Origin of the sequence: Streptomyces sp. BK022 (assembly GCF_004217355.1) — a bacterium.
GTDB lineage: Bacteria > Actinomycetota > Actinomycetes > Streptomycetales > Streptomycetaceae > Streptomyces > Streptomyces griseoluteus.
The window spans coordinates 103,285-121,648 of sequence record NZ_SHKU01000005.1 but is presented as its reverse complement, the minus strand read 5'-3'; the positions used below and the strand labels follow the sequence as shown (position 1 = coordinate 121,648).

The window sequence follows — 18,364 nt, the reverse complement described above, 5'->3', positions numbered from 1 at the left end:
CACGGCTGGTGTTGCCTGGCTCCCGCAGTGCTGGCGAGCGGGCGGGAGCCGGTCCATGGCGGAACAACTCACGGCGGTGGCAGGGGAGTTCGGGGTCTACCTGGACGGCCTCCTGTCCCGCCTCGACCAGAACGCGGGCTGGTGCGGGATCTTCTGGCACCGCGACCCGGAAGGCATCCGCGCCTGCCGCGAGGGGCGTGAGGTGCCCCCGTGGGACGTGGTCGACGCCCTGCTGCGGGATCTCGCGGCGACGTACGGCACCGAGCCGGCCCTCGCCGAGCGCGAGCGGGCCCGCGCGCTGCACACGGCGGCCCTCGGCGCGTACGACGCCTGCCCCGGCGCCCAGGACACCCTGACCCGGCGCCTCCGCGCGACCCTGCGCGAGCGCCATGACGCCGAGGAACGGGAGGCCGCGCTGGCCCACCGTCTGGCCGGGGCGAGGACGGAAGGAGAGGCGGAAGCCCTCCGCGTCGACCTGGCCTGGGCCCGGGATTCGCGGCACCGGGCGACGGCCCGCATCGCGGAGCTGCGGGACCGGCTGTCGCGGATGCCCCGCCCGGAGCCGGCGGCACGGGTCCCCGGCCAGGGAGTGCCCGGCCGTGCCTCGCACCCGGCCGCGTCCGCCCTCGCGCCGGACGGCCCCGCCGAAGCCGCCGCCCGGACCCGCCGGCGGACCGAGGGCCGGCCGGCCGCCGAATCCACCCCCGCGAAGCCCCGCAGACGCCGCCGGGGCAGCGCCCGTTTCGCCGGGCTGGACGACGAGACTCCCGCCCCGCTGGTCCTCCCCGGCACCCAGCCGGATGCCTCCGACCTCCGGGGCGCCCGCTTCGCCGGCGCCGAGGCCGAGGCCGAGACCGACGGGCAGGGAACGGCCGCCCCCGTACCCCACCCCGACGACCACCGCGCCGTGGCCCATGCGGTGGAGCACCTCGCCGCTCTCCGCGCCGCCGGCCGCAGCGGTGAGGCCTACACGCTCCTGGCGGAAGCCGCCCGCTGGCCCGCCGTGCGCCTCCCCCTCCTCGCCGACGCCCTCACCCACGCCGACTGGACCACCCTCCGCTGGGAGGCGGCCGCGCTGCCGCCGGAGCAACTCCTCGCCGGAGTTGCCGTGTTGGCCGAAGCCGGTCGCCCCGACGAGGCCCACCGCCTGCTCCGCGAGGGCGCGGCCCGCCCGCCGGAGGAAACCGGCGCCGCGGTCGCGCGACTCGAAGCGGAAGGCCGTACCCGCGACGCCCGCACCCTCCTCGACGCCTCCCTGCGCACCCGCACCCCCGAGGACACCGCCCGCCTCGCCGCTCCGGACCCCGACCGCCTCGCCCCCCTCCTCCTCCAGGCCGCCCGGCAGGTCTCCGAGGACCACCACCGGGCCCTCCTGCACGCACTCCGCGCCGCCGGGATCGCCCCCTGACCGGCGCGCCGCTCACCCGCAGGAGTGTGAAACGGGACCGAATCAGCGGGTTGGCGACGATGGTCTTGGCAAGGGCGTCCAGGAGGCTTACTTTCGTCCCTCTACGGCCCGTTTCTACGGGCGTAGAGGCTCGGACGCCGCGTCGAAGGAGCAGCTCATGGCCAACGTCGTACGTGCCGCACTGGTTCAGGCCACCTGGACCGGCGACACCGAGTCCATGATCGAGAAGCACGAGGAGTACGCCCGCGAAGCCGCGCGGCAGGGCGCGCGGATCATCGGGTTCCAGGAAGTCTTCAACGCCCCCTACTTCTGCCAGGTGCAGGAGCCCGTGCACTACCGCTGGGCGGAACCGGTGCCGGACGGGCCGACCGTGACCCGGATGCGGGAGCTGGCCCGCGAGACCGGCATGGTGATCGTCGTCCCGGTCTTCGAGGTCGACGGCTCCGGTTTCTACTACAACACCGCCGCCGTGATCGACGCGGACGGCGGCTACCTGGGCAAGTACCGCAAGCACCACATCCCCCAGGTCAAGGGCTTCTGGGAGAAGTACTACTTCAAACCCGGCAACCTCGGCTGGCCCGTCTTCGACACGGCGGTCGGCAAGGTCGGCGTCTACATCTGCTATGACCGCCACTTCCCTGAGGGCTGGCGTCAACTGGGACTCAACGGCGCCCAGTTGGTCTACAACCCGTCCGCCACCCACCGAGGGCTCTCCGCCCACCTCTGGCAGCTGGAGCAGCCGGCGGCGGCCGTCGCCAACGAGTACTTCGTCGCCGCCATCAACCGGGTCGGCCAGGAGGAGTACGGCGACAACGACTTCTACGGCACGTCCTACTTCGTCGACCCGCGCGGCCAGTTCGTCGGCGAGGTCGGGGACGACAAGACCGAGGAACTCCTCGTCCGGGACCTGGACTTCGACCTCATCGACGAGGTCAGGCAGCAGTGGGCGTTCTACCGCGACCGCCGCCCCGACGCCTACGAGGGTCTGGTGAACCCGTGAACGACCTGTACGCCCGCCACCGGAAGGTCATGCCGGACTGGCTCGCGCTCTACTACGACGACCCGCTGGAGATCACCCACGGCGAGGGCCGGCACGTCTGGGACGCGCAGGGCAACCGCTACCTGGACTTCTTCGGCGGCATCCTCACCACCATGACCGCGCACGCGCTGCCCGAGGTCACCAAGGCGGTGAGCGAGCAGGCCGGGCGGATCATCCACTCCTCGACCCTCTACCTCAACCGCCCGATGGTCGAACTGGCCGAGCGCGTCGCCATGGTGAGCGGCATCCCCGACGCGCGGGTCTTCTTCACCACCTCCGGCACCGAGGCCAACGACACGGCCATGCTGCTCGCCACCACCTACCGCCAGGGCAACACCGTCGTGGCGATGCGCAACAGCTACCACGGCCGGTCCTTCGGCGCGGTCGGCATCACCGGCAACCGCACCTGGTCCCCGACCTCCCTCTCCCCGCTCCAGACCCTGTACGTGCACGGAGGTGTCCGCACCCGCGGCCCGTACGCCGACCTGGACGACCGCGCCTTCATCGACGCCTGCGTGGCCGACCTGCGCGACCTCCTCGGCCAGACCAGGGCCCCGGTCGCGCTGATCGCCGAGCCCATCCAGGGTGTCGGCGGCTTCACCTCCCCGCCGGACGGGCTGTACGCGGCGTTCCGTGAAGTCCTCGACGAGCACGGCATCCTGTGGATCTCCGACGAGGTCCAGACCGGCTGGGGCCGCACCGGCGAGCACTTCTGGGGCTGGCAGGCGCACGACCGGAGCGGCCCGCCGGACATCGTCACCTTCGCCAAGGGCATCGGCAACGGCATGTCCATCGGCGGGGTGATCGCGCGTGCCGAAATCATGAACTGCATCGACGCCAACAGCATCTCCACCTTCGGCGGCACCCAGATCACCATGGCCGCCGGGCTCGCCAACCTCGGCTACCACCTCGAACACGACCTCCAGGGCAACGCTCGCAGGGTCGGCGGCCTGCTCATCGAGCTGCTGCGCGGGGTCACCGCCGGGCTGCCCGGCGTCCGCGAGGTGCGCGGCCGCGGGCTGATGATCGGCATCGAGCTGGTGAAGCCGGGCACCGACGAGGCCGACCCCGCCGCGGCCGCGGCCGTCCTGGAGACGGCCCGCCGGAACGGCCTGCTGATCGGCAAGGGCGGCGGCTACAACACCAGCGCCCTGCGCATCGCCCCGCCGCTGACGCTCACCGTCGCGGAGGCCGAGGAGGGCGCGGCGATCCTCGAGAACGCGCTGGGGAGCACGTACTAGGGGGCGTCTTGTCGATCAGGCCGGATCGGGGAGCGGCGTCTGGTGCCGTGCATCGCACGGCGGAGGAGGGAGTCGATGCGGAGCATCGGGGACCGACGACAACGCGGCGAGGTGCGGTGCCGGGCGCCGCGAGCCCGGCGTGATCGACAAGACACCCCCTAGAGACGAGGTACAGCGGATGACCACGACCTCGGATGTCCGGCACACGTCCTGGCGGCCGGAGGAACCGGCCCTGTCCGTCCGGCAGGTGCTCACGCTGGAGCGGGTGCTGGCCGGGGAGCCCGAGGTGGTGGCCGGGGCCGGCGGGCTGGACCGGGCGGTGCGCTGGGTGCACGTGGCCGAGGCCGCCGACGTGGGCGTGATGCTCACCGGCGGCGAGATGGTGCTCACCACCGGGGTGCTGCTCGCCGGGGACGAGGCCAAGCAGGCCGCGTACGTCCAGTCGCTGCACCGGGCGGAGGCCGCCGCCGTCGTCCTCGGGCTCGGCCGCGCCTTTCCCACGCCGCCCGAGGTGATGCGCCGGGTGGCCGAGCGGTGCGGGCTGCCGCTGGTCGTGCTGCACCGGCCCTTCCCGTTCGCCGAACTCACCGAAGAGGTCCAGTCCCGCTTGGTGCGGGCGAAGTTCGCCGCCGTCAGCCTCTCCGAGGCCGTCCGCACGAGCCTCACCGCGCTGATCACCTCCGGCGCCCCGCTGCAACGGCTGCTGGACGAGGTCGCGCAGCACTCCGGGTGCCCGGTCGTCCTCACCAACCTCGCGCACCGGGTCCTCGCCACGGCGGGGGAGCGGTCCGCCGTGGACGACGTGCTGCGCGACTGGGAGCGCATCGCCCGGCAGGCCTGGGGGCACCACCCGGGCCTTTCCGGCACCGGGGGAGGCGGCGAGGGCGACGGCTGGGTCCGCGCCGAGCTGGGCGGACGCGGGGAGCGCTGGGGCAGGCTGCTGCTGTGCGGCTACCGGGGCGACCCGGCCAGCGGTCGCCTGCTCGCGGACCGGGCCGCCGAGGCGCTGGTGCTGCACCGGATGCTGGGAGGCGCCTCGGGCCGCTCCTGGGAGGAGCAGTCCGCGCACGGCCTGCTGACCGACCTCGCCTCCGGGACCGTACCCGCCCGGCATCTGCTGCCCAGGGCGCGGGCGGCCGGACTGCCCGTCAACCGGCGGACGTTCGTGCCGCTCGTGGTGGCCGGCGCCGGGCCCGAGCGGATGGACCGGGTGCTGCGCACGCTGGGCCTGACCGGGCTCGTCGCGGAGCTGGCCGACGGGGCGACCGCCGTGCTGCTCAGCCTCGCCCGCGACCAGGACGCCGAGGCGCTCACCGGCCGGCTCGCCGCCCGGCTGCGCACCCCGGAGCTGCCGGACGCGGTGGTCGCCGCCGCCGACCCGCGCATCTGCTGGGACGACGTACCCGCCGGGCTGCGCGAGGCCCGGCACGTGGCGGACGCGGTGGCCGGGGCCGCCCTGGACCGGCCGGCGGTGGTCCGGCTGCGGGACGTCCACCTGCGCGGGCTGATCCGGCTGCTGCGCGACGATCCCCAGGTGCAGTCCTTCGCCGAACGCGAGCTGGACGGCCTGCTGTGCGGCGGCGAGGGCGAACTGCTGGACGTGCTGCGCACCTACCTGGCGACCGGCCGCAACAAGTCCCGCACCGCCCAGCTCCACCACGTCTCGCGGCCCGCGCTGTACCGCCGTCTGGAGGCCATACAGGCGCGGCTCGGGATCGATCTGGACGACTTCGAACAGGCGGCCTCCGTGCACATCGCACTCCTCGCGCACGACGCGCAACAGGGCTGAAACATGCCACGACCTGCGAAAACGGCGGTGAAACATGGCTCTGGCAAGACGTGACACGGTGCCACGCCCGCACCCCGCGGACGTGACACGCTGCCACTCAAACCGGCCGCGCAACCTTCTTAGGGTTCAGGGGCGGGCGTCGGAAGCCCCCGCACACCGAGCGACCCGGAGGTCCCGATGAGCCGAGTGATCCGCGCCGCCCTCTTCCAGACGGCCTGGACGGGCGACAAGGAGTCCATGATCCAGGTGCACGAGCAGGCGGCCCGCGACGCCGCCGCCCAGGGCGCCCAGGTGCTCTGCTTCCAGGAGCTGTTCTACGGCCCCTACTTCTGCCAGGTGCAGGACAAGGCGTTCTACGAGTACGCCGAGCAGATCCCGGAGGGTCCCACCGTCCGCCGCTTCCAGGCGCTGGCGAGGGAACTGGGCATTGTCCTGGTGCTCCCCATGTACGAGGAGGAGCAGCCCGGCGTCCTCTACAACACCGCCGCCGTGATCGACGCGGACGGCTCCTACCTCGGCAAGTACCGCAAGACCCACATCCCCCAGGTCCAGGGCTTCTGGGAGAAGTTCTACTTCCGCCCCGGCAACAGCGGCTGGCCCGTCTTCGACACCGCCGTCGGCCGGATCGGCGTCTACATCTGCTACGACCGCCACTTCCCGGAAGGCTGGCGGGCGTTGGGCCTGGCCGGCGCCGAGATCGTCTTCAACCCCTCGGCCACCTCGCGCGGACTCTCCCGTTATCTGTGGCAGTTGGAGCAGCCGGCGGCGGCCGTCGCCAACGAGTACTTCGTCGGCGCCATCAACCGGGTCGGGGTGGAGGACCTGGGCGACAACGACTTCTACGGCACCACGTACTTCGTGGACCCCGAGGCCCAGTTCGTCGGCGAGGTGGCGAGCGACAAGGAGACCGAACTGGTCGTCCGCGACCTCGACATGGCCAAGCTGCGCGAGGTCCGCGACCGCTGGCAGTTCTACCGCGACCGCGAGCCGAACGCGTACACGCCGCTGACGGCGCCGTAAAGGCGGACGGCAAGCAGAACAGGGGCGCGGGGAACTGCGCGACAAGCCACACACGACCCGCAGCGGACCCACCAGGAGAGGACCCCATGTCCCGCCGCACGCTCATCAGGAACGGCCTCGTCATCACCGCCTCCGACGAGATCCACGCCGACGTACTGATCGAGGACGGCCGTATCGCCGCCCTCGCCGCCTCCGGAACCCCCGCCGCCGAGGCGTTCACCGCGGACCGGACGATCGACGCGACCGGGAAGTACGTCATCCCCGGCGGCGTCGACGGCCACACCCACATGGAGATGCCGTTCGGCGGCACCTACGCGGCCGACACCTTCGAGACCGGCACCCGCGCCGCCGCCTGGGGCGGCACGACCACCATCGTGGACTTCGCCATCCAGAACGTCGGCGGCACCCTGCGCGAGGGCCTGGACGCCTGGCACCAGAAGGCAGAGGGCAACTGCGCCATCGACTACGGCTTCCACATGATCGTTTCCGATGTGAACCAGGAGACGCTCAAGGAGATGGACCTGCTGGTCGAGGAGGGCGTGACCTCGTTCAAGCAGTTCATGGCCTACCCCGGCGTCTTCTACTCCGACGACGGCCAGATCCTGCGCGCCATGCAGCGGGCCGCCGAGAACGGCGGGCTGATCATGATGCACGCCGAGAACGGCATCGCCATCGACGTCCTGGTCGAGCAGGCCCTCGCGCGCGGCGAGAGAGACCCCCGCTACCACGGCGAGGTCCGCAAGGCCCTGCTGGAGGCCGAGGCCACCCACCGCGCGATCAAGCTGGCCCAGGTCGCCGGCGCGCCCCTGTACGTGGTGCACGTCTCGGCCCAGGAGGCGGTGGCCGAGCTCACACGGGCCCGCGACGAGGGGCTGAACGTCTTCGGCGAGACCTGCCCGCAGTACCTCTTCCTGTCCACCGACAACCTCGCCGAGCCGGACTTCGAGGGCGCCAAGTACGTGTGCAGCACCCCGCTGCGGCCCCGCGAGCACCAGGCCGCCCTCTGGCGGGGCCTGCGCACCAACGACCTCCAGGTGGTCTCCACCGACCACTGCCCGTTCTGCTTCTCGGGCCAGAAGGAACTGGGCCGGGGCGACTTCTCCAAGATCCCGAACGGCATGCCGGGCGTGGAGAACCGCATGGACCTCCTCCACCAGGCCGTGGTCGACGGCCACATCTCGCGCCGCCGCTGGATCGAGATCGCCTGCGCCACCCCGGCCCGCATGTTCGGCATGTATCCGAAGAAGGGCACCATCGCCCCCGGCGCCGACGCCGACGTGGTGATCTACGACCCGCACGCCGAGCAGGTCATCTCGGCCGAGACCCACCACATGAACGTCGACTACTCGGCGTACGAGGGCAAGCGGATCACCGGCCGGGTCGAGACCGTCCTCTCGCGCGGCGTCCCCGTGATCACCGAGCGGGAGTACACCGGCCGCGCCGGGCACGGCGTCTACACCCCGCGCTCCACCTGTCAGTACCTCAACTAGGAGTGGTGCCCATGGACTTCGGTCTCGTACTCCAGACCGACCCGCCCGCCTCCCGCGTCGTCGACCTGATGAAGCGGGCCGAGCGCAACGGCTTCACCTACGGCTGGACCTTCGACTCGGCCGTGCTCTGGCAGGAGCCGTTCGTCATCTACAGCCAGATCCTGGCGAACACCGACCGGCTGACCGTCGGCCCGATGGTCACCAACCCGGGCACCCGCACCTGGGAGGTGACCGCCTCCACCTTCGCCACCCTCAACGACATGTACGGCAACCGCACGGTGTGCGGCATCGGGCGCGGCGACTCCGCGATGCGGGTCGCGGGGCGCAAGCCCAACACCCTCGCCCGGATCAGTGAGGCCATGAAGGTCATCCGCGCCCTCGGCCGGGGCGAGGAGACCGACCTCGGCGGCACCCCGATCCGCCTGCCCTGGGTGAAGCCCGGCGCCGAACTCCCCGTCTGGATGGCCGCGTACGGGCCCAAGGCGCTGAAGATGACCGGCGAGGAGGCCGACGGCTTCATCCTCCAGCTCGCCGACCTCTACCTCACCGAGTTCATGGTCAAGGCCGTCAAGGACGCCGCCGTCGCCGCCGGGCGCGACCCCGGCGAGGTCACCATCTGCGTGGCCGCCCCCGCCTACGTCACCGCCGACGACTCGCCCGAGGCGCTCGCCCACGCCCGCGAACAGTGCCGCTGGTTCGGCGGCATGGTCGGCAACCACGTGGCCGACCTCGTCTCCCGCTACGGCGAGCACTCCGCGCAGATCCCGGACGAGCTCACCGACTACATCAAGGCACGCGAGGGCTACGACTACGCCCACCACGGACGCAGCGGCAACCCCGACACCCGGTTCGTACCCGACGAGATCGTGGACCGCTTCTGCCTGATCGGCCCGGTCGAGGCCCACATCGAGAAGCTGGACGCGCTCCGGGCCCTGGGCGTCGACCAGTTCGCTGTGTACGACATGCACGACGCCCAGGAGGCCACCATCGACGCCTACGGCTCGAAGGTGATCCCCGCCGTCAACGCCTGAACACGGCAGGCGAATCGCACTCCCCCTTCCCGCCCCGCGCGCGGAAGGGGGCCAGGACGCCCGTACGGACCCCTTACGGCGCACCCCCCCCGCACGGCCTGTCCCGACCCTCCCAGCCGATTGGCCTGCACCATGACCGATACCGCACCCGCGGCCATACCACCGTCCGCCCAAGTCACCCTCGCCGACGGCCGGGTGGAGATCGCCCCCGGCGCCCCCGCGCCCAGCGGTCCCTACGCCAACGAGGACCTGCTTCCCGTACCGGCCGCCAAACGGACCTGGACGACCTACAACTTCTCCGCGCTGTGGGTCGGCATGGCCCACAACACCGCCTCCTGGACGCTCGCCTCCGGCCTGATCGCGGTCGGCATGGACTGGAAACAGGCCGTGTTCACCATCGCCTTGGCCAACCTGATCGTGCTGGTGCCGATGCTGCTCACCGGGCACGCCGGACCCAAGTACGGCATCCCCTTCCCGGTGTTCGCCCGCGCCTCCTTCGGAGTGCGCGGCGCCAACCTGCCCGCCGTCGTGCGGGCGTTGGTGGCGTGCGGCTGGTTCGGCATCCAGACCTGGATCGGCGGTGAGGCCATCTTCTTCCTGGCCGGCAAGCTGATCGGCGACCGCTGGTCCGGGGCCGGGCACATCGGGGGCTACGCCTGGACCATGTGGCTCTCCTTCGCCATCTTCTGGGCGCTCCAAGTGGCCATCATCCTGCGGGGCATGGAGACCATCCGCCGCTTCGAGAACTGGGCCGCGCCCTTCGTGCTGGTCGGCGCGTTCGTGATGCTGTGGTGGATGAGCGACCAGGCCGGGGGAGTCGGCCCGCTCTTCGACCAGCCGTCCAAGCTGGGCTGGGGCGGCGACTTCTGGAAGCTGTTCTGGCCCTCCCTGATGGGCATGATCGGCTTCTGGTCCACCCTCTCCCTGAACATTCCCGACTTCACCCGCTACGGCCGCAGCCAGCGTGCCCAGACCCTCGGCCAGGCCTTCGGCCTGCCGACGACCATGACCCTGTTCGCCTTCCTGTCGGTGCTGGTCACCTCGGGCTCGCAGGCGGTGTACGGCGAGCCGGTCTGGGACCCGGTCCAGCTCGCCGCCAAGACCGACAACGTGGTGGGCCTGGTCTACGCCCTGGTCACCGTGCTGGTGGCGACCCTCTCCGTGAACATCGCGGCCAACCTGGTCTCCCCGGCGTTCGACTTCTCCAACGTCGCGCCGCGCAAGGTCAGTTTCCGTACCGGCGCGCTGATCACCGCCGTCCTCGCGGTGCTGATCTTCCCGTGGCGGCTCTACTCCGACCCGCAGGGCTACATCTTCACCTGGCTCGGCCTGGTCGGCGGTCTGCTCGGCACGGTCGCGGGCATCCTGGTCGCCGACTACTGGTTCCTGCGCCGCACCCGCCTCGACCTGGCCGACCTGTACCGCGCGGGCGGACGGTACTGGTACGCGGGCGGCTGGAACTGGCGGGCGGTGGTCGCCTTCGTGGTGGGCGGCGTCCTCGCCGTCGGCGGCGCCGACTTCCACCCGCTGGTCGACGGCCGCCCGATCCCGGCCCTCAGTCCGCTGGCCGACTACGGCTGGGCGGTCGGCCTCGGCACCTCGCTGGTGCTGTACGTGGTGCTGACGAAGGCGACCGGCAAGAGGGAGGCCGCCGCTTCATGACGGAGCGAGCCCCGGCGGTCGTCCACCGACCGCCGGGGCGCTGCCGTCACCCGGCGCCGCCGCGCAGGGAAGCCACCGCTTCCTTGGCCGCCCTGATGGCGCCCTTGTTGATCTCGGAGGTCTCCGGAGCCTTCTTGCTCTCGAAGTCACTGCCGCTGTACGTGACGACCACCAGGGCGTTGGCGGCACGGGCCAGCACCACGCCCTCGCGCGTCTGCTGCTTGTCCTCCGTGTTCAGGTTCACGACGGAGTAGCCGCCGTCACCGAGCCCCGGTACCGCGCCGCCGCCGCTCTTCTCGGCGACCCGCTGCTGGTACTCCTTCACGGCCGCGTCGTCGGAGGCGGTCACCTCGTAGGAGACGTCCAGCCAGCGGTAGTCGTATCCCTTGAGCGCGTTCCACGAGCAGGTGCGGCGCAGCCTGGAGTCGGTGGACGGTATCTCCTTGCCGGCCGTCTTCGCGCCGGGCACCAGGGACTTGACGGTGGCCACGGGCACCCCGGTGCAGGGCGCGGGCGCGGCGGCGTAGGTCTTCACGGCGGAGGCGGCGGAGGGCGCGGCCGGGGCGGCGGAGGCACCGGCGGACGCCTGACTCGTGGGCGCCGGACCGGAGTTGGCGGTGGCGGCCGGACCCGAGCTGAGGGCCCAGCCCGCGACGGCCAGCACGACGACCGGGGACAGACGAGCGGTGAGGGCGAGCGGCAGAGGCAGAGAACTCACGGCGCACTTCTCGTGGGAGAGGGGGTGACGGAAGGGGGCTGCGGGGACGGGGGACGCCAGTCTCACACGAGGGGTCCGCGCCACGGAAGCCCGAACTCGCTGCGTACTCGAGCCGTGACGCGGCCCGTGTGGCCAGGTGGCGCAAACCGCCCGTATCTCCTCCGCCTTCACGGCGGTGAGAGAGGGCGTGTGATTGGCATGGACCTGTTGTGAAGGTGCCGCTAGGCTCTGCCCCGCACTGATGAGAGCGCTCTCAGAAATCGGCTGTTCCACCCCCACCTCGTTGGAACGACGAAGGGCAACTCCCCATGAGACGCAAGAAAGTCATGCGCGCCGCCGCGGCCGCACTCCTCATGCTCGGCGGTCTCTCCGCGGCGTGCACCCTCCCCGCCGCCGCGCAGAACGCCGGCGAAGCCCCCGCCTCCAAGAGCCTGCTGACCGCGATGCAGCACGACTTCGGCCTCACCGAGTCCCAGGCCGAGGCCCGCCTCAAGGCCGAACGCGCGGCCACCGATCTCGACCCGAAGGCCCGCGCGACCGCCGGTGCGGCCTACGGCGGCTCCTGGTTCGACGCCAGGAGCAACCGCCTGACGGTGGCCGTGACCGACGACGCCTCCGCCGGCGTCCGCCAGAAGCTCCGGGCCGCCGGGGCCACCGTACGCACGGTGGACCACAGCGCCCGCGAGCTGAACGCGGCCAAGGCGCGCGTCGACCGGCTCAAGGCGCCCAAGTCCGTGACCAGTTGGCACGTCGACCCGAGCGCCGGGTCCGTCGTGATCGACGTGGTCCGCTCCAGGGCCGCAGACAACGATGTCCGGCGCTTCCTGGCGAGCGCCCGCGAGGCGGGCCCCGTCACCGTCAACAAGGTCGCCGAGTCCGCGAGCACCCTGGCGGCCGGCACGGTCGGCGGCGACCCGTACTACACGGGCAACGTCCGCTGTTCCATCGGCTTCTCGGTGTACGGCGGCTTCGTCACCGCCGGGCACTGTGGCCAGCCGTCCGCCGCCGTCTACGGCTGGGACCGGTCCTACGTCGGCAACTTCCAGGGCTCGTCGTTCCCCGACAACGACTACGCCTGGGTCAACGTGGGCAGCGGCTGGTGGACCGTACCGGTCGTGCTCGGCTGGGGCACCACCTCCGACCAGTTGGTGCGCGGCTCCAACGTGGCGCCTCCCGGCACCTCGATCTGCCGTTCGGGCTCGACCAGCCACTGGCACTGCGGCAGCGTGCTCGCGCTGAACGAGACCGTCAACTACAGCCAGGGGGCGGTGCACCAGCTCACCAAGACCAGCGTGTGCGCCGAACCCGGCGACTCCGGCGGCGCGTTCATCAGCGGCGACCAGGCCCAGGGCGTCACCTCCGGCGGCTGGGGCAACTGCTCCAGCGGCGGGGAGACCTGGTTCCAGCCGATCAACGAGATCCTGAGCCGGTACGGGCTGACGCTGCACACGGCCTGAAGTCCGCTCTCGCACGACGGCCCCGCGGGTGTGCCTGCCCGCGGGGCCCCTCTCGCGTGGTGCCTCTTGCGTCCGCCCGTCCGGAACAAGTTTCATCCTGCATGAGTCACCGGGCGGGAAGAGCCGGTGCGCAGAGGAGCCCGTGCAGAGAAGAGGCCGTATGTTCACCACCCGTCCCACCCTCCAGGGCACCTTCGGCATGGTGTCCAGCACCCACTGGCTGGCCTCGCAGTCGGCGATGGCGGTGCTGGAGGACGGGGGCAACGCCTTCGACGCCGCCGTGGCGGGCGCGTTCGTGCTGCACGTCGTGGAGCCCCACCTGAACGGCCCGGCGGGCGAGGTGCCCATCCTTCTCGCCCCCGTCGGCGGCCGGGTCCAGGTGCTCTGCGGGCAGGGCGTCGCCCCGGCCGGCGCCACCGTCGCGCACTACCGGGGCCTCGGCCTGGACCTCGTCCCCGGCACCGGCCCCCTCGCGGCCGCCGTCCCCGGAGCCTTCGACGCCTGGCTGCTGCTTCTGCGCGACCACGGAACCAAGCCTCTGGACGAGGTGCTGAAATACGCCATCGGATACGCCGAGCACGGCCACCCGCCCGTGGAGAACGTCACCGCCACCGTGGAGAGCGTCCGCGAGCTGTTCGAGACCGAGTGGACCAGCTCGGCCGAGGTGTACCTGCCCGGCGGCCAGGCACCCCGCCCCGGTGAGCTGCTGCGCAATCCCGCCCTCGCCGCGACCTGGCAGCGCCTGCTGGCCGAGACCGGCGGCGCGGGCGGCCGGGAGGCCCGTATCGACGCCGCCCGCGCGGTGTGGCGCACGGGCTTCATCGCCGAGGCGCTGCTCCGCCAGTCCCGCCGCCCCACCCTCGACTCCAGCGGCGCCCGGAACACCGGCACCCTCACCGAGTCCGACCTCGCGGACTGGACGGCGACCTACGAGGCTCCGGCCACGTACGACTGGAACGGCTGGACCCTCTGCAAGGCGGGCCCCTGGAGCCAGGGCCCCGCCCTCCTCCAGCAGCTCGCCCTCCTCCCGGCCGACCTCCCGCGGTACGGCAGCCCCGACTACGTCCACCTGCTGATCGAGGGCTGCAAGCTCGCCATGGCCGACCGCGAGGCCTGGTACGGCGACGCCGACGAGGTGCCGCTCGCGGAGCTGCTGTCGGCGGAGTACAACACCGGCCGGCGGGAGCTGATCGGCGCCGAGGCGTCCTGGGAGCTGCGGCCGGGGAGCCCCGGCGGGCGTACGCCCCGGCTGCCGGAGCTCGCCCACGCGCGCGTGCCGGGCGGCGGCGCCGGCGTCGGGGAGCCGACCGTGGCCATGGCCGCGGAGCCGCGCGTGAGCGCCGACGGCACCACGCGCGGGGACACCTGCCATCTCGACGTGGTCGACCGCTGGGGCAACATGATCGCCGCCACGCCCAGCGGCGGCTGGCTCCAGTCCAACCCGGTCGTGCCCGAACTGGGCTTCCCGCTCGGCACCCGGCTCCAGATGACCTGGCTGGAGGAGGGTCTGCCGAACACGCTGACACCCGGCCACCGCCCCCGTACGACCCTCTCCCCGTCGCTGGCCCTGCGGGACGGTGTGCCGGTGCTGGCCTTCGGCACGCCCGGCGGTGACCAGCAGGACCAGTGGCAGACGCACTTCTTCCTCGCGGCGGCCCTCGGCGCACCGGTCCGGGGCGGCCTCGACCTCCAGGGCGCCATCGACGCCCCGAACTGGCACAACGACGGATTCCCCAGCTCGTTCTACCCGCGCGGCTGGCGCGCCGGCAGCGTGACCGTCGAGTCCCGGATGCCGGAGGAGGTCGTCGCCGGACTGCGGCGCCGGGGGCACGACGTGACCGTGGGCCCGGCCTGGTCGGAGGGCCGACTGTGCGCGGTCGCCCGCGATCCGGCCACCGGGGTGCTCTCCGGCGCGGCCAATCCGCGGGGGATGCAGGGGTACGCGGTCGGCCGCTGAGCGGGTGGGCCTGGTACGAGCGGCCCGCTCACCTGCGGGCCGGGAGGTTGTCCACAGCCAGGAGGGGGATGTCGCCCGACCGTGGTCTCATGGACACATGATCGACGACACCGGAACCATCGAGGAGTTTCTCGCCCACCACTCCGCCGACGTGGAGGAGGCGATCCGCAAGGCCGCGGCCACCGAAATCCTGCCCCGCTTCCGCCGCCTGGCCGAGCACGAGGTGGACCAGAAGAGCGGGCCGCACGACCTGGTGACCGACGCCGACCGGCTGGCCGAGCGCCGCCTCACCGAGGAGCTGCGCCGCCTGCTGCCCGGCTCGGCCGTGGTCGGCGAGGAGGCGGTGCACGCCAACCCGGCGACCTACGAGGCCATCCGCGGCGACGCACCGGTGTGGATCATCGACCCGGTCGACGGCACCCGCCAGTTCGTGCACGGCAACGACGGCTTCTGCACCCTGGTCGCGCTCGCCCACCGGGGCACCGTGCTGGCCTCCTGGACATATGCGCCGGTCCGCGACCAGTTCGCCACCGCCGTGCGCGGCAAGGGCGCCTACCTGGACGGGGAGCGGCTCTTCGCGGGGCCGCCCGGTCCGGGCCGGGACCTCAAGGTCGCCGTCTCGCACCCGGACTACACCACCGAGGACCAGAAGCGCGCGCTGCGGGCCCTGTGGACCGACGGGGTCGCCCCGCGCTCCTGCGGCTCGGCGGGCCTGGAGTACCTGGCCATCGCGCGGGGCGAGACCGACGCCGTGGCGTTCTCCTGGGAGGCCGCCTGGGACCACGCGGCGGGCCTGCTGCTGGTCGAGGAGGCGGGCGGCGCCCACCGCACCCTCACCGGCGAGCCGTTCCGGATAACCGGGGGCAACGCGCTGCCGTTCACCGCCGCCCGCGACGCCGCCACGGCCCGCCGGGTGGGAGAGCTGCTGCGCACGGGGTGAGGTGAGCGGCCGGGGCCGGTGAGGGTGCCCCGGCCTATGCTGACCGGAGTTGCCATCGGCTGACGAGGGGGTCGGAAGGTGCCGTCGATGCTGGACGCGGTCGTGGTGGGGGCGGGGCCGAACGGGCTGACCGCCGCCGTGGAGCTGGCCCGCCGGGGCTTCTCCGTGGCCGTCTTCGAGGCGCGCTCCACCGTGGGCGGCGGCGCCCGCACCGAGGAACTCACACTCCCCGGCTTCCGGCACGACCCCTGCTCGGCCGCGCATCCCCTGGGCGTCAACTCGCCAGCCTTCCGCGCGATGCCGCTGGAGCGGTACGGACTGCGGTGGCTGCATCCGGAGCTGCCCATGGCCCACCCGTTCCCGGACGGCAGCGCGGCGGTGCTGGCCCGCTCGGTCGCCGAGACGGCGGCCTCCTTCGGCCCACGCGACGCGGGCGCGTACCGCAGGCTGATCACGCCGTTCCTGCACCGCTGGGACACCCTGCTGCGGGACTTCATGTCCCTGCCGCTGACCGCGCTGCCGCGCGACCCGGTCACCCTGGCCCGCTTCGGCCTGGCCGGCCTGCCGCCCGCGACGGCCCTGATGAGCCGTTTTCGCGACGAGCGCTTCAAGGCCCTCTTCTCCGGCCTGGTCGCCCACACGATCGCCCCGCTGAGCGGGTTCGCCACCAGCGCGATCGGCCTGGTCTTCGCACTGGCCGCGCACGCGCGGGGCTGGCCGGTACCGCTGGGCGGCTCCCAGTCGATCCCGGACGCGCTGACGGCGTACCTGCTCGACCTGGGCGGCACGGTGTACACCGACTACGAGGTCAAGCGCCTGGACGACCTCCCACCGGCCCGCGCCTACGTCTTCGACACCTCACCCACCGCGCTGGCCCGGATCGCCGGCTTCGGCAGCCACTACGACGGCTACCGCTACGGCCCCAGCGTCTTCAAGATCGACTACGCCCTGGACGGCCCGGTCCCGTGGACCGCCCCCGAGGCCCGCGTGGCCGGCACGGTCCAGTTGGGCGCGAACCGCGCCGAGATCGACCGCGCCCTGCGGGCCGCGTCCCGCGAGAACCGCGCCCCCGACCCGCCGTTCCTGATCACGGTGCAGCCCAGCGTGGCCGACCCGACCCGCGCCCCGGAGGGCAAGCAGGTCTTCTGGGTGTACGGCCACGTCCCGAACAACTGGCAGGGCGACCTGACGGACGCGATCGAACGCCAACTGGAGCGCTTCGCACCGGGCTTCCGCGACCGAGTCCTCGCCCGCGCCACGGCCGGCCCACCCGAGCTGGCCGCCCGCAACGCCAACTACGTCGGCGGCGACATCGCCTGCGGCGCGGTGGACGGCCTCCAGCTCCTGCTGCGCCCCCGCCCCACCCTGTTCCCCTACCGCACTCCTCACCCCGCCGTCTTCCTCTGCTCCTCCGCGACTCCCCCCGGCGCCGGGGTACACGGCATGTCGGGCCACAACGCGGCCAAGTACGTCTGGAGAAGGCTGAGGCAACGATGACCACGATCACCCTCGTCCAGGGCGACATCACCGAACAGCGCGTCGACGCGATCGTCAACGCGGCGAACTCGTCCCTGCTGGGCGGGGGAGGGGTGGACGGCGCCATCCACCGCCGCGGCGGCCCCGCGATCCTCGCCGCCTGCCGCGACCTCCGCGCCTCCCACTACGGCGGCGGCCTCCCCACGGGCGAGGCGGTCGCCACGACGGCGGGGGACCTCCCGGCGGAGTGGGTCATCCACACGGTGGGTCCGGTGTGGCAGGGTCCCGGTTCCGACCCGGCTCCGCTGGCGTCCTGCTATCGGGAGTCGCTGCGGGTGGCGGATGAGGTGGGCGCACGGTCGGTGGCGTTCCCGGCCATCTCGACCGGGGTGTACCGGTGGCCCGTGGAGGAGGCGGCACGGGTCGCCGTGGAGACGGTGCGGGCCGCTGAGACGGGGGTGGAGGAGGTGCGGTTCGTGTTGTTCGACGGGGGGACGTTCGGGGTGTTTGCGGGGGTGGTGGGGTGAGGGGGGTTGGCGTGGCTGGGGGGCAAGCGCTTAGAAGGCGTCTGATGTGATGACGTTCGCCCCCTGGATGACCTGCGGGTCTTCTCGCCGTTAGCGCCACGGTGGCCGCCTTTCGACACCCATTCGACAGTGCGCCAGAACCCGATCTCGCAGTGAGCGACGGGGTCTGGCTGGCGCGTGTTGCAGCGGTCCGGGGTCGAGGATGTCAGCGGAACAGTTCCGGTACTGGGCAGACCTCGAAGGGATCGTCCGGCCGGTCCGCCCAGCCCCACCAGACGTGCCGACCGCGGCACCTCCACAGCGTCCGGCAGGCCCGCCGGCTATCGTCCTGCCGCTGAGAGAGAACGAAGCCGCCGGACCCCATGGGCTTGCCGCACTCGGGACAGGCAGCGACATCGTTCATACGGCGCACCTTAACGCAGCGACTGCCTTCGTCCCGAAGCAACTTAGGTGGGCGCATGGCCTTGGGCTGATGTGCCGCCCACCTGCGCTGATGATCCGTCGGCGTTGTCACGCAGTTAGACACGCACCCTTGCTGCGGCAGCGCCTTCCGCTGGACCTTTTAAGAGGATCCCCCCTGACCGGGCACAAGGGCACGGTGAGCCGCCC

Annotated in this window: 14 protein-coding genes; 13 read left to right on the top strand and 1 reads right to left on the bottom strand. The window is 72.4% G+C overall.

What is annotated here, in order from left to right; genetic code table 11:
- Nucleotides 1-55: 55 nt before the first annotated feature.
- The 8 genes from EV284_RS21650 to EV284_RS21610 all read left to right on the top strand — a co-directional run bounded on the left by EV284_RS21650 (nt 56) and on the right by EV284_RS21610 (nt 10,680).
- Nucleotides 56-1,408, top strand: a complete 1,353-nt coding sequence (locus EV284_RS21650; RefSeq protein WP_130336742.1) for a hypothetical protein — start codon at nt 56-58, stop codon at nt 1,406-1,408.
- 157 nt (nt 1,409-1,565) lie between these two features.
- A complete protein-coding gene (locus EV284_RS21645) occupies nt 1,566-2,408 on the top strand; it encodes a nitrilase-related carbon-nitrogen hydrolase (RefSeq protein ID WP_130336740.1) in 843 nt (280 codons plus the stop codon).
- Nucleotides 2,405-3,688: an aspartate aminotransferase family protein gene (locus tag EV284_RS21640; RefSeq protein WP_130336738.1), complete on the top strand. Its 1,284-nt coding sequence runs from the start codon at nt 2,405-2,407 to the stop codon at nt 3,686-3,688. The genes EV284_RS21645 and EV284_RS21640 overlap by 4 nt, the downstream gene beginning before the upstream one ends.
- 178 nt (nt 3,689-3,866) lie before the next feature.
- Nucleotides 3,867-5,477 (top strand): PucR family transcriptional regulator, encoded by a 1,611-nt coding sequence (locus tag EV284_RS21630; RefSeq protein WP_130336736.1) that lies wholly within the window; start codon nt 3,867-3,869, stop codon nt 5,475-5,477.
- A 177-nt stretch (nt 5,478-5,654) separates the two neighbouring features.
- Nucleotides 5,655-6,497: a nitrilase-related carbon-nitrogen hydrolase gene (locus EV284_RS21625; protein ID WP_130336734.1), complete on the top strand. Its 843-nt coding sequence runs from the start codon at nt 5,655-5,657 to the stop codon at nt 6,495-6,497.
- Between the two features lie 86 nt (nt 6,498-6,583).
- Nucleotides 6,584-7,987: a dihydropyrimidinase gene (gene hydA / locus EV284_RS21620; RefSeq protein ID WP_130336732.1), complete on the top strand. Its 1,404-nt coding sequence runs from the start codon at nt 6,584-6,586 to the stop codon at nt 7,985-7,987.
- A gap of 11 nt (nt 7,988-7,998) precedes the next feature.
- Nucleotides 7,999-9,018 carry a TIGR03842 family LLM class F420-dependent oxidoreductase gene (locus EV284_RS21615; protein ID WP_130336730.1) on the top strand — a complete coding sequence of 340 codons (1,020 nt, stop codon included), beginning with the start codon at nt 7,999-8,001 and terminating at the stop codon, nt 9,016-9,018.
- A gap of 132 nt (nt 9,019-9,150) precedes the next feature.
- The gene (locus tag EV284_RS21610; protein WP_130336728.1) at nt 9,151-10,680 is read left to right on the top strand and encodes an NCS1 family nucleobase:cation symporter-1; all 1,530 of its coding nucleotides are present in this window, start codon (nt 9,151-9,153) and stop codon (nt 10,678-10,680) included.
- A 46-nt stretch (nt 10,681-10,726) separates the two neighbouring features.
- Here EV284_RS21610 and EV284_RS21605 read toward each other — a convergent pair whose 3' ends face one another.
- Entirely contained in the window at nt 10,727-11,398 is a 672-nt protein-coding gene (locus EV284_RS21605; RefSeq protein WP_130336726.1) for a hypothetical protein, read from the bottom strand.
- 308 nt (nt 11,399-11,706) lie between these two features.
- On the opposite strand from EV284_RS21605, the gene EV284_RS21600 reads away from it, so the two are divergent.
- The 5 genes from EV284_RS21600 (at nt 11,707) to EV284_RS21580 (ending at nt 17,755) form a co-directional block, all read left to right on the top strand.
- Nucleotides 11,707-12,855 (top strand): S1 family peptidase, encoded by a 1,149-nt coding sequence (locus EV284_RS21600; RefSeq protein ID WP_130336724.1) that lies wholly within the window; start codon nt 11,707-11,709, stop codon nt 12,853-12,855.
- Nucleotides 12,856-13,015: 160 nt separating this feature from the next.
- Entirely contained in the window at nt 13,016-14,812 is a 1,797-nt protein-coding gene (locus EV284_RS21595; RefSeq protein WP_130336722.1) for a gamma-glutamyltransferase, read from the top strand.
- 97 nt (nt 14,813-14,909) lie between these two features.
- Nucleotides 14,910-15,752: an inositol monophosphatase family protein gene (locus EV284_RS21590; RefSeq protein ID WP_130336720.1), complete on the top strand. Its 843-nt coding sequence runs from the start codon at nt 14,910-14,912 to the stop codon at nt 15,750-15,752.
- Nucleotides 15,753-15,830: 78 nt separating this feature from the next.
- A complete protein-coding gene (locus EV284_RS21585) occupies nt 15,831-17,249 on the top strand; it encodes an NAD(P)/FAD-dependent oxidoreductase (protein ID WP_207229101.1) in 1,419 nt (472 codons plus the stop codon).
- A complete protein-coding gene (locus EV284_RS21580; RefSeq protein ID WP_130336716.1) occupies nt 17,246-17,755 on the top strand; it encodes an O-acetyl-ADP-ribose deacetylase in 510 nt (169 codons plus the stop codon). The genes EV284_RS21585 and EV284_RS21580 overlap by 4 nt, the downstream gene beginning before the upstream one ends.
- Nucleotides 17,756-18,364: the final 609 nt, after the last annotated feature.

Bases quoted from the DNA above. Each gene is read 5' to 3' on its own strand.
- EV284_RS21650 (WP_130336742.1), top strand. From the start codon at position 56: ATGGCGGAACAACTCACGGCGGTGGCAGGGGAGTTCGGGGTCTACCTG.
- EV284_RS21645 (WP_130336740.1), top strand. From the start codon at position 1,566: ATGGCCAACGTCGTACGTGCCGCACTGGTTCAGGCCACCTGGACCGGC.
- EV284_RS21630 (WP_130336736.1), top strand. From the start codon at position 3,867: ATGACCACGACCTCGGATGTCCGGCACACGTCCTGGCGGCCGGAGGAA.
- EV284_RS21625 (WP_130336734.1), top strand. From the start codon at position 5,655: ATGAGCCGAGTGATCCGCGCCGCCCTCTTCCAGACGGCCTGGACGGGC.
- hydA (WP_130336732.1), top strand. From the start codon at position 6,584: ATGTCCCGCCGCACGCTCATCAGGAACGGCCTCGTCATCACCGCCTCC.
- EV284_RS21615 (WP_130336730.1), top strand. From the start codon at position 7,999: ATGGACTTCGGTCTCGTACTCCAGACCGACCCGCCCGCCTCCCGCGTC.
- EV284_RS21610 (WP_130336728.1), top strand. From the start codon at position 9,151: ATGACCGATACCGCACCCGCGGCCATACCACCGTCCGCCCAAGTCACC.
- EV284_RS21600 (WP_130336724.1), top strand. From the start codon at position 11,707: ATGAGACGCAAGAAAGTCATGCGCGCCGCCGCGGCCGCACTCCTCATG.
- EV284_RS21595 (WP_130336722.1), top strand. From the start codon at position 13,016: ATGTTCACCACCCGTCCCACCCTCCAGGGCACCTTCGGCATGGTGTCC.
- EV284_RS21590 (WP_130336720.1), top strand. From the start codon at position 14,910: ATGATCGACGACACCGGAACCATCGAGGAGTTTCTCGCCCACCACTCC.
- EV284_RS21580 (WP_130336716.1), top strand. From the start codon at position 17,246: ATGACCACGATCACCCTCGTCCAGGGCGACATCACCGAACAGCGCGTC.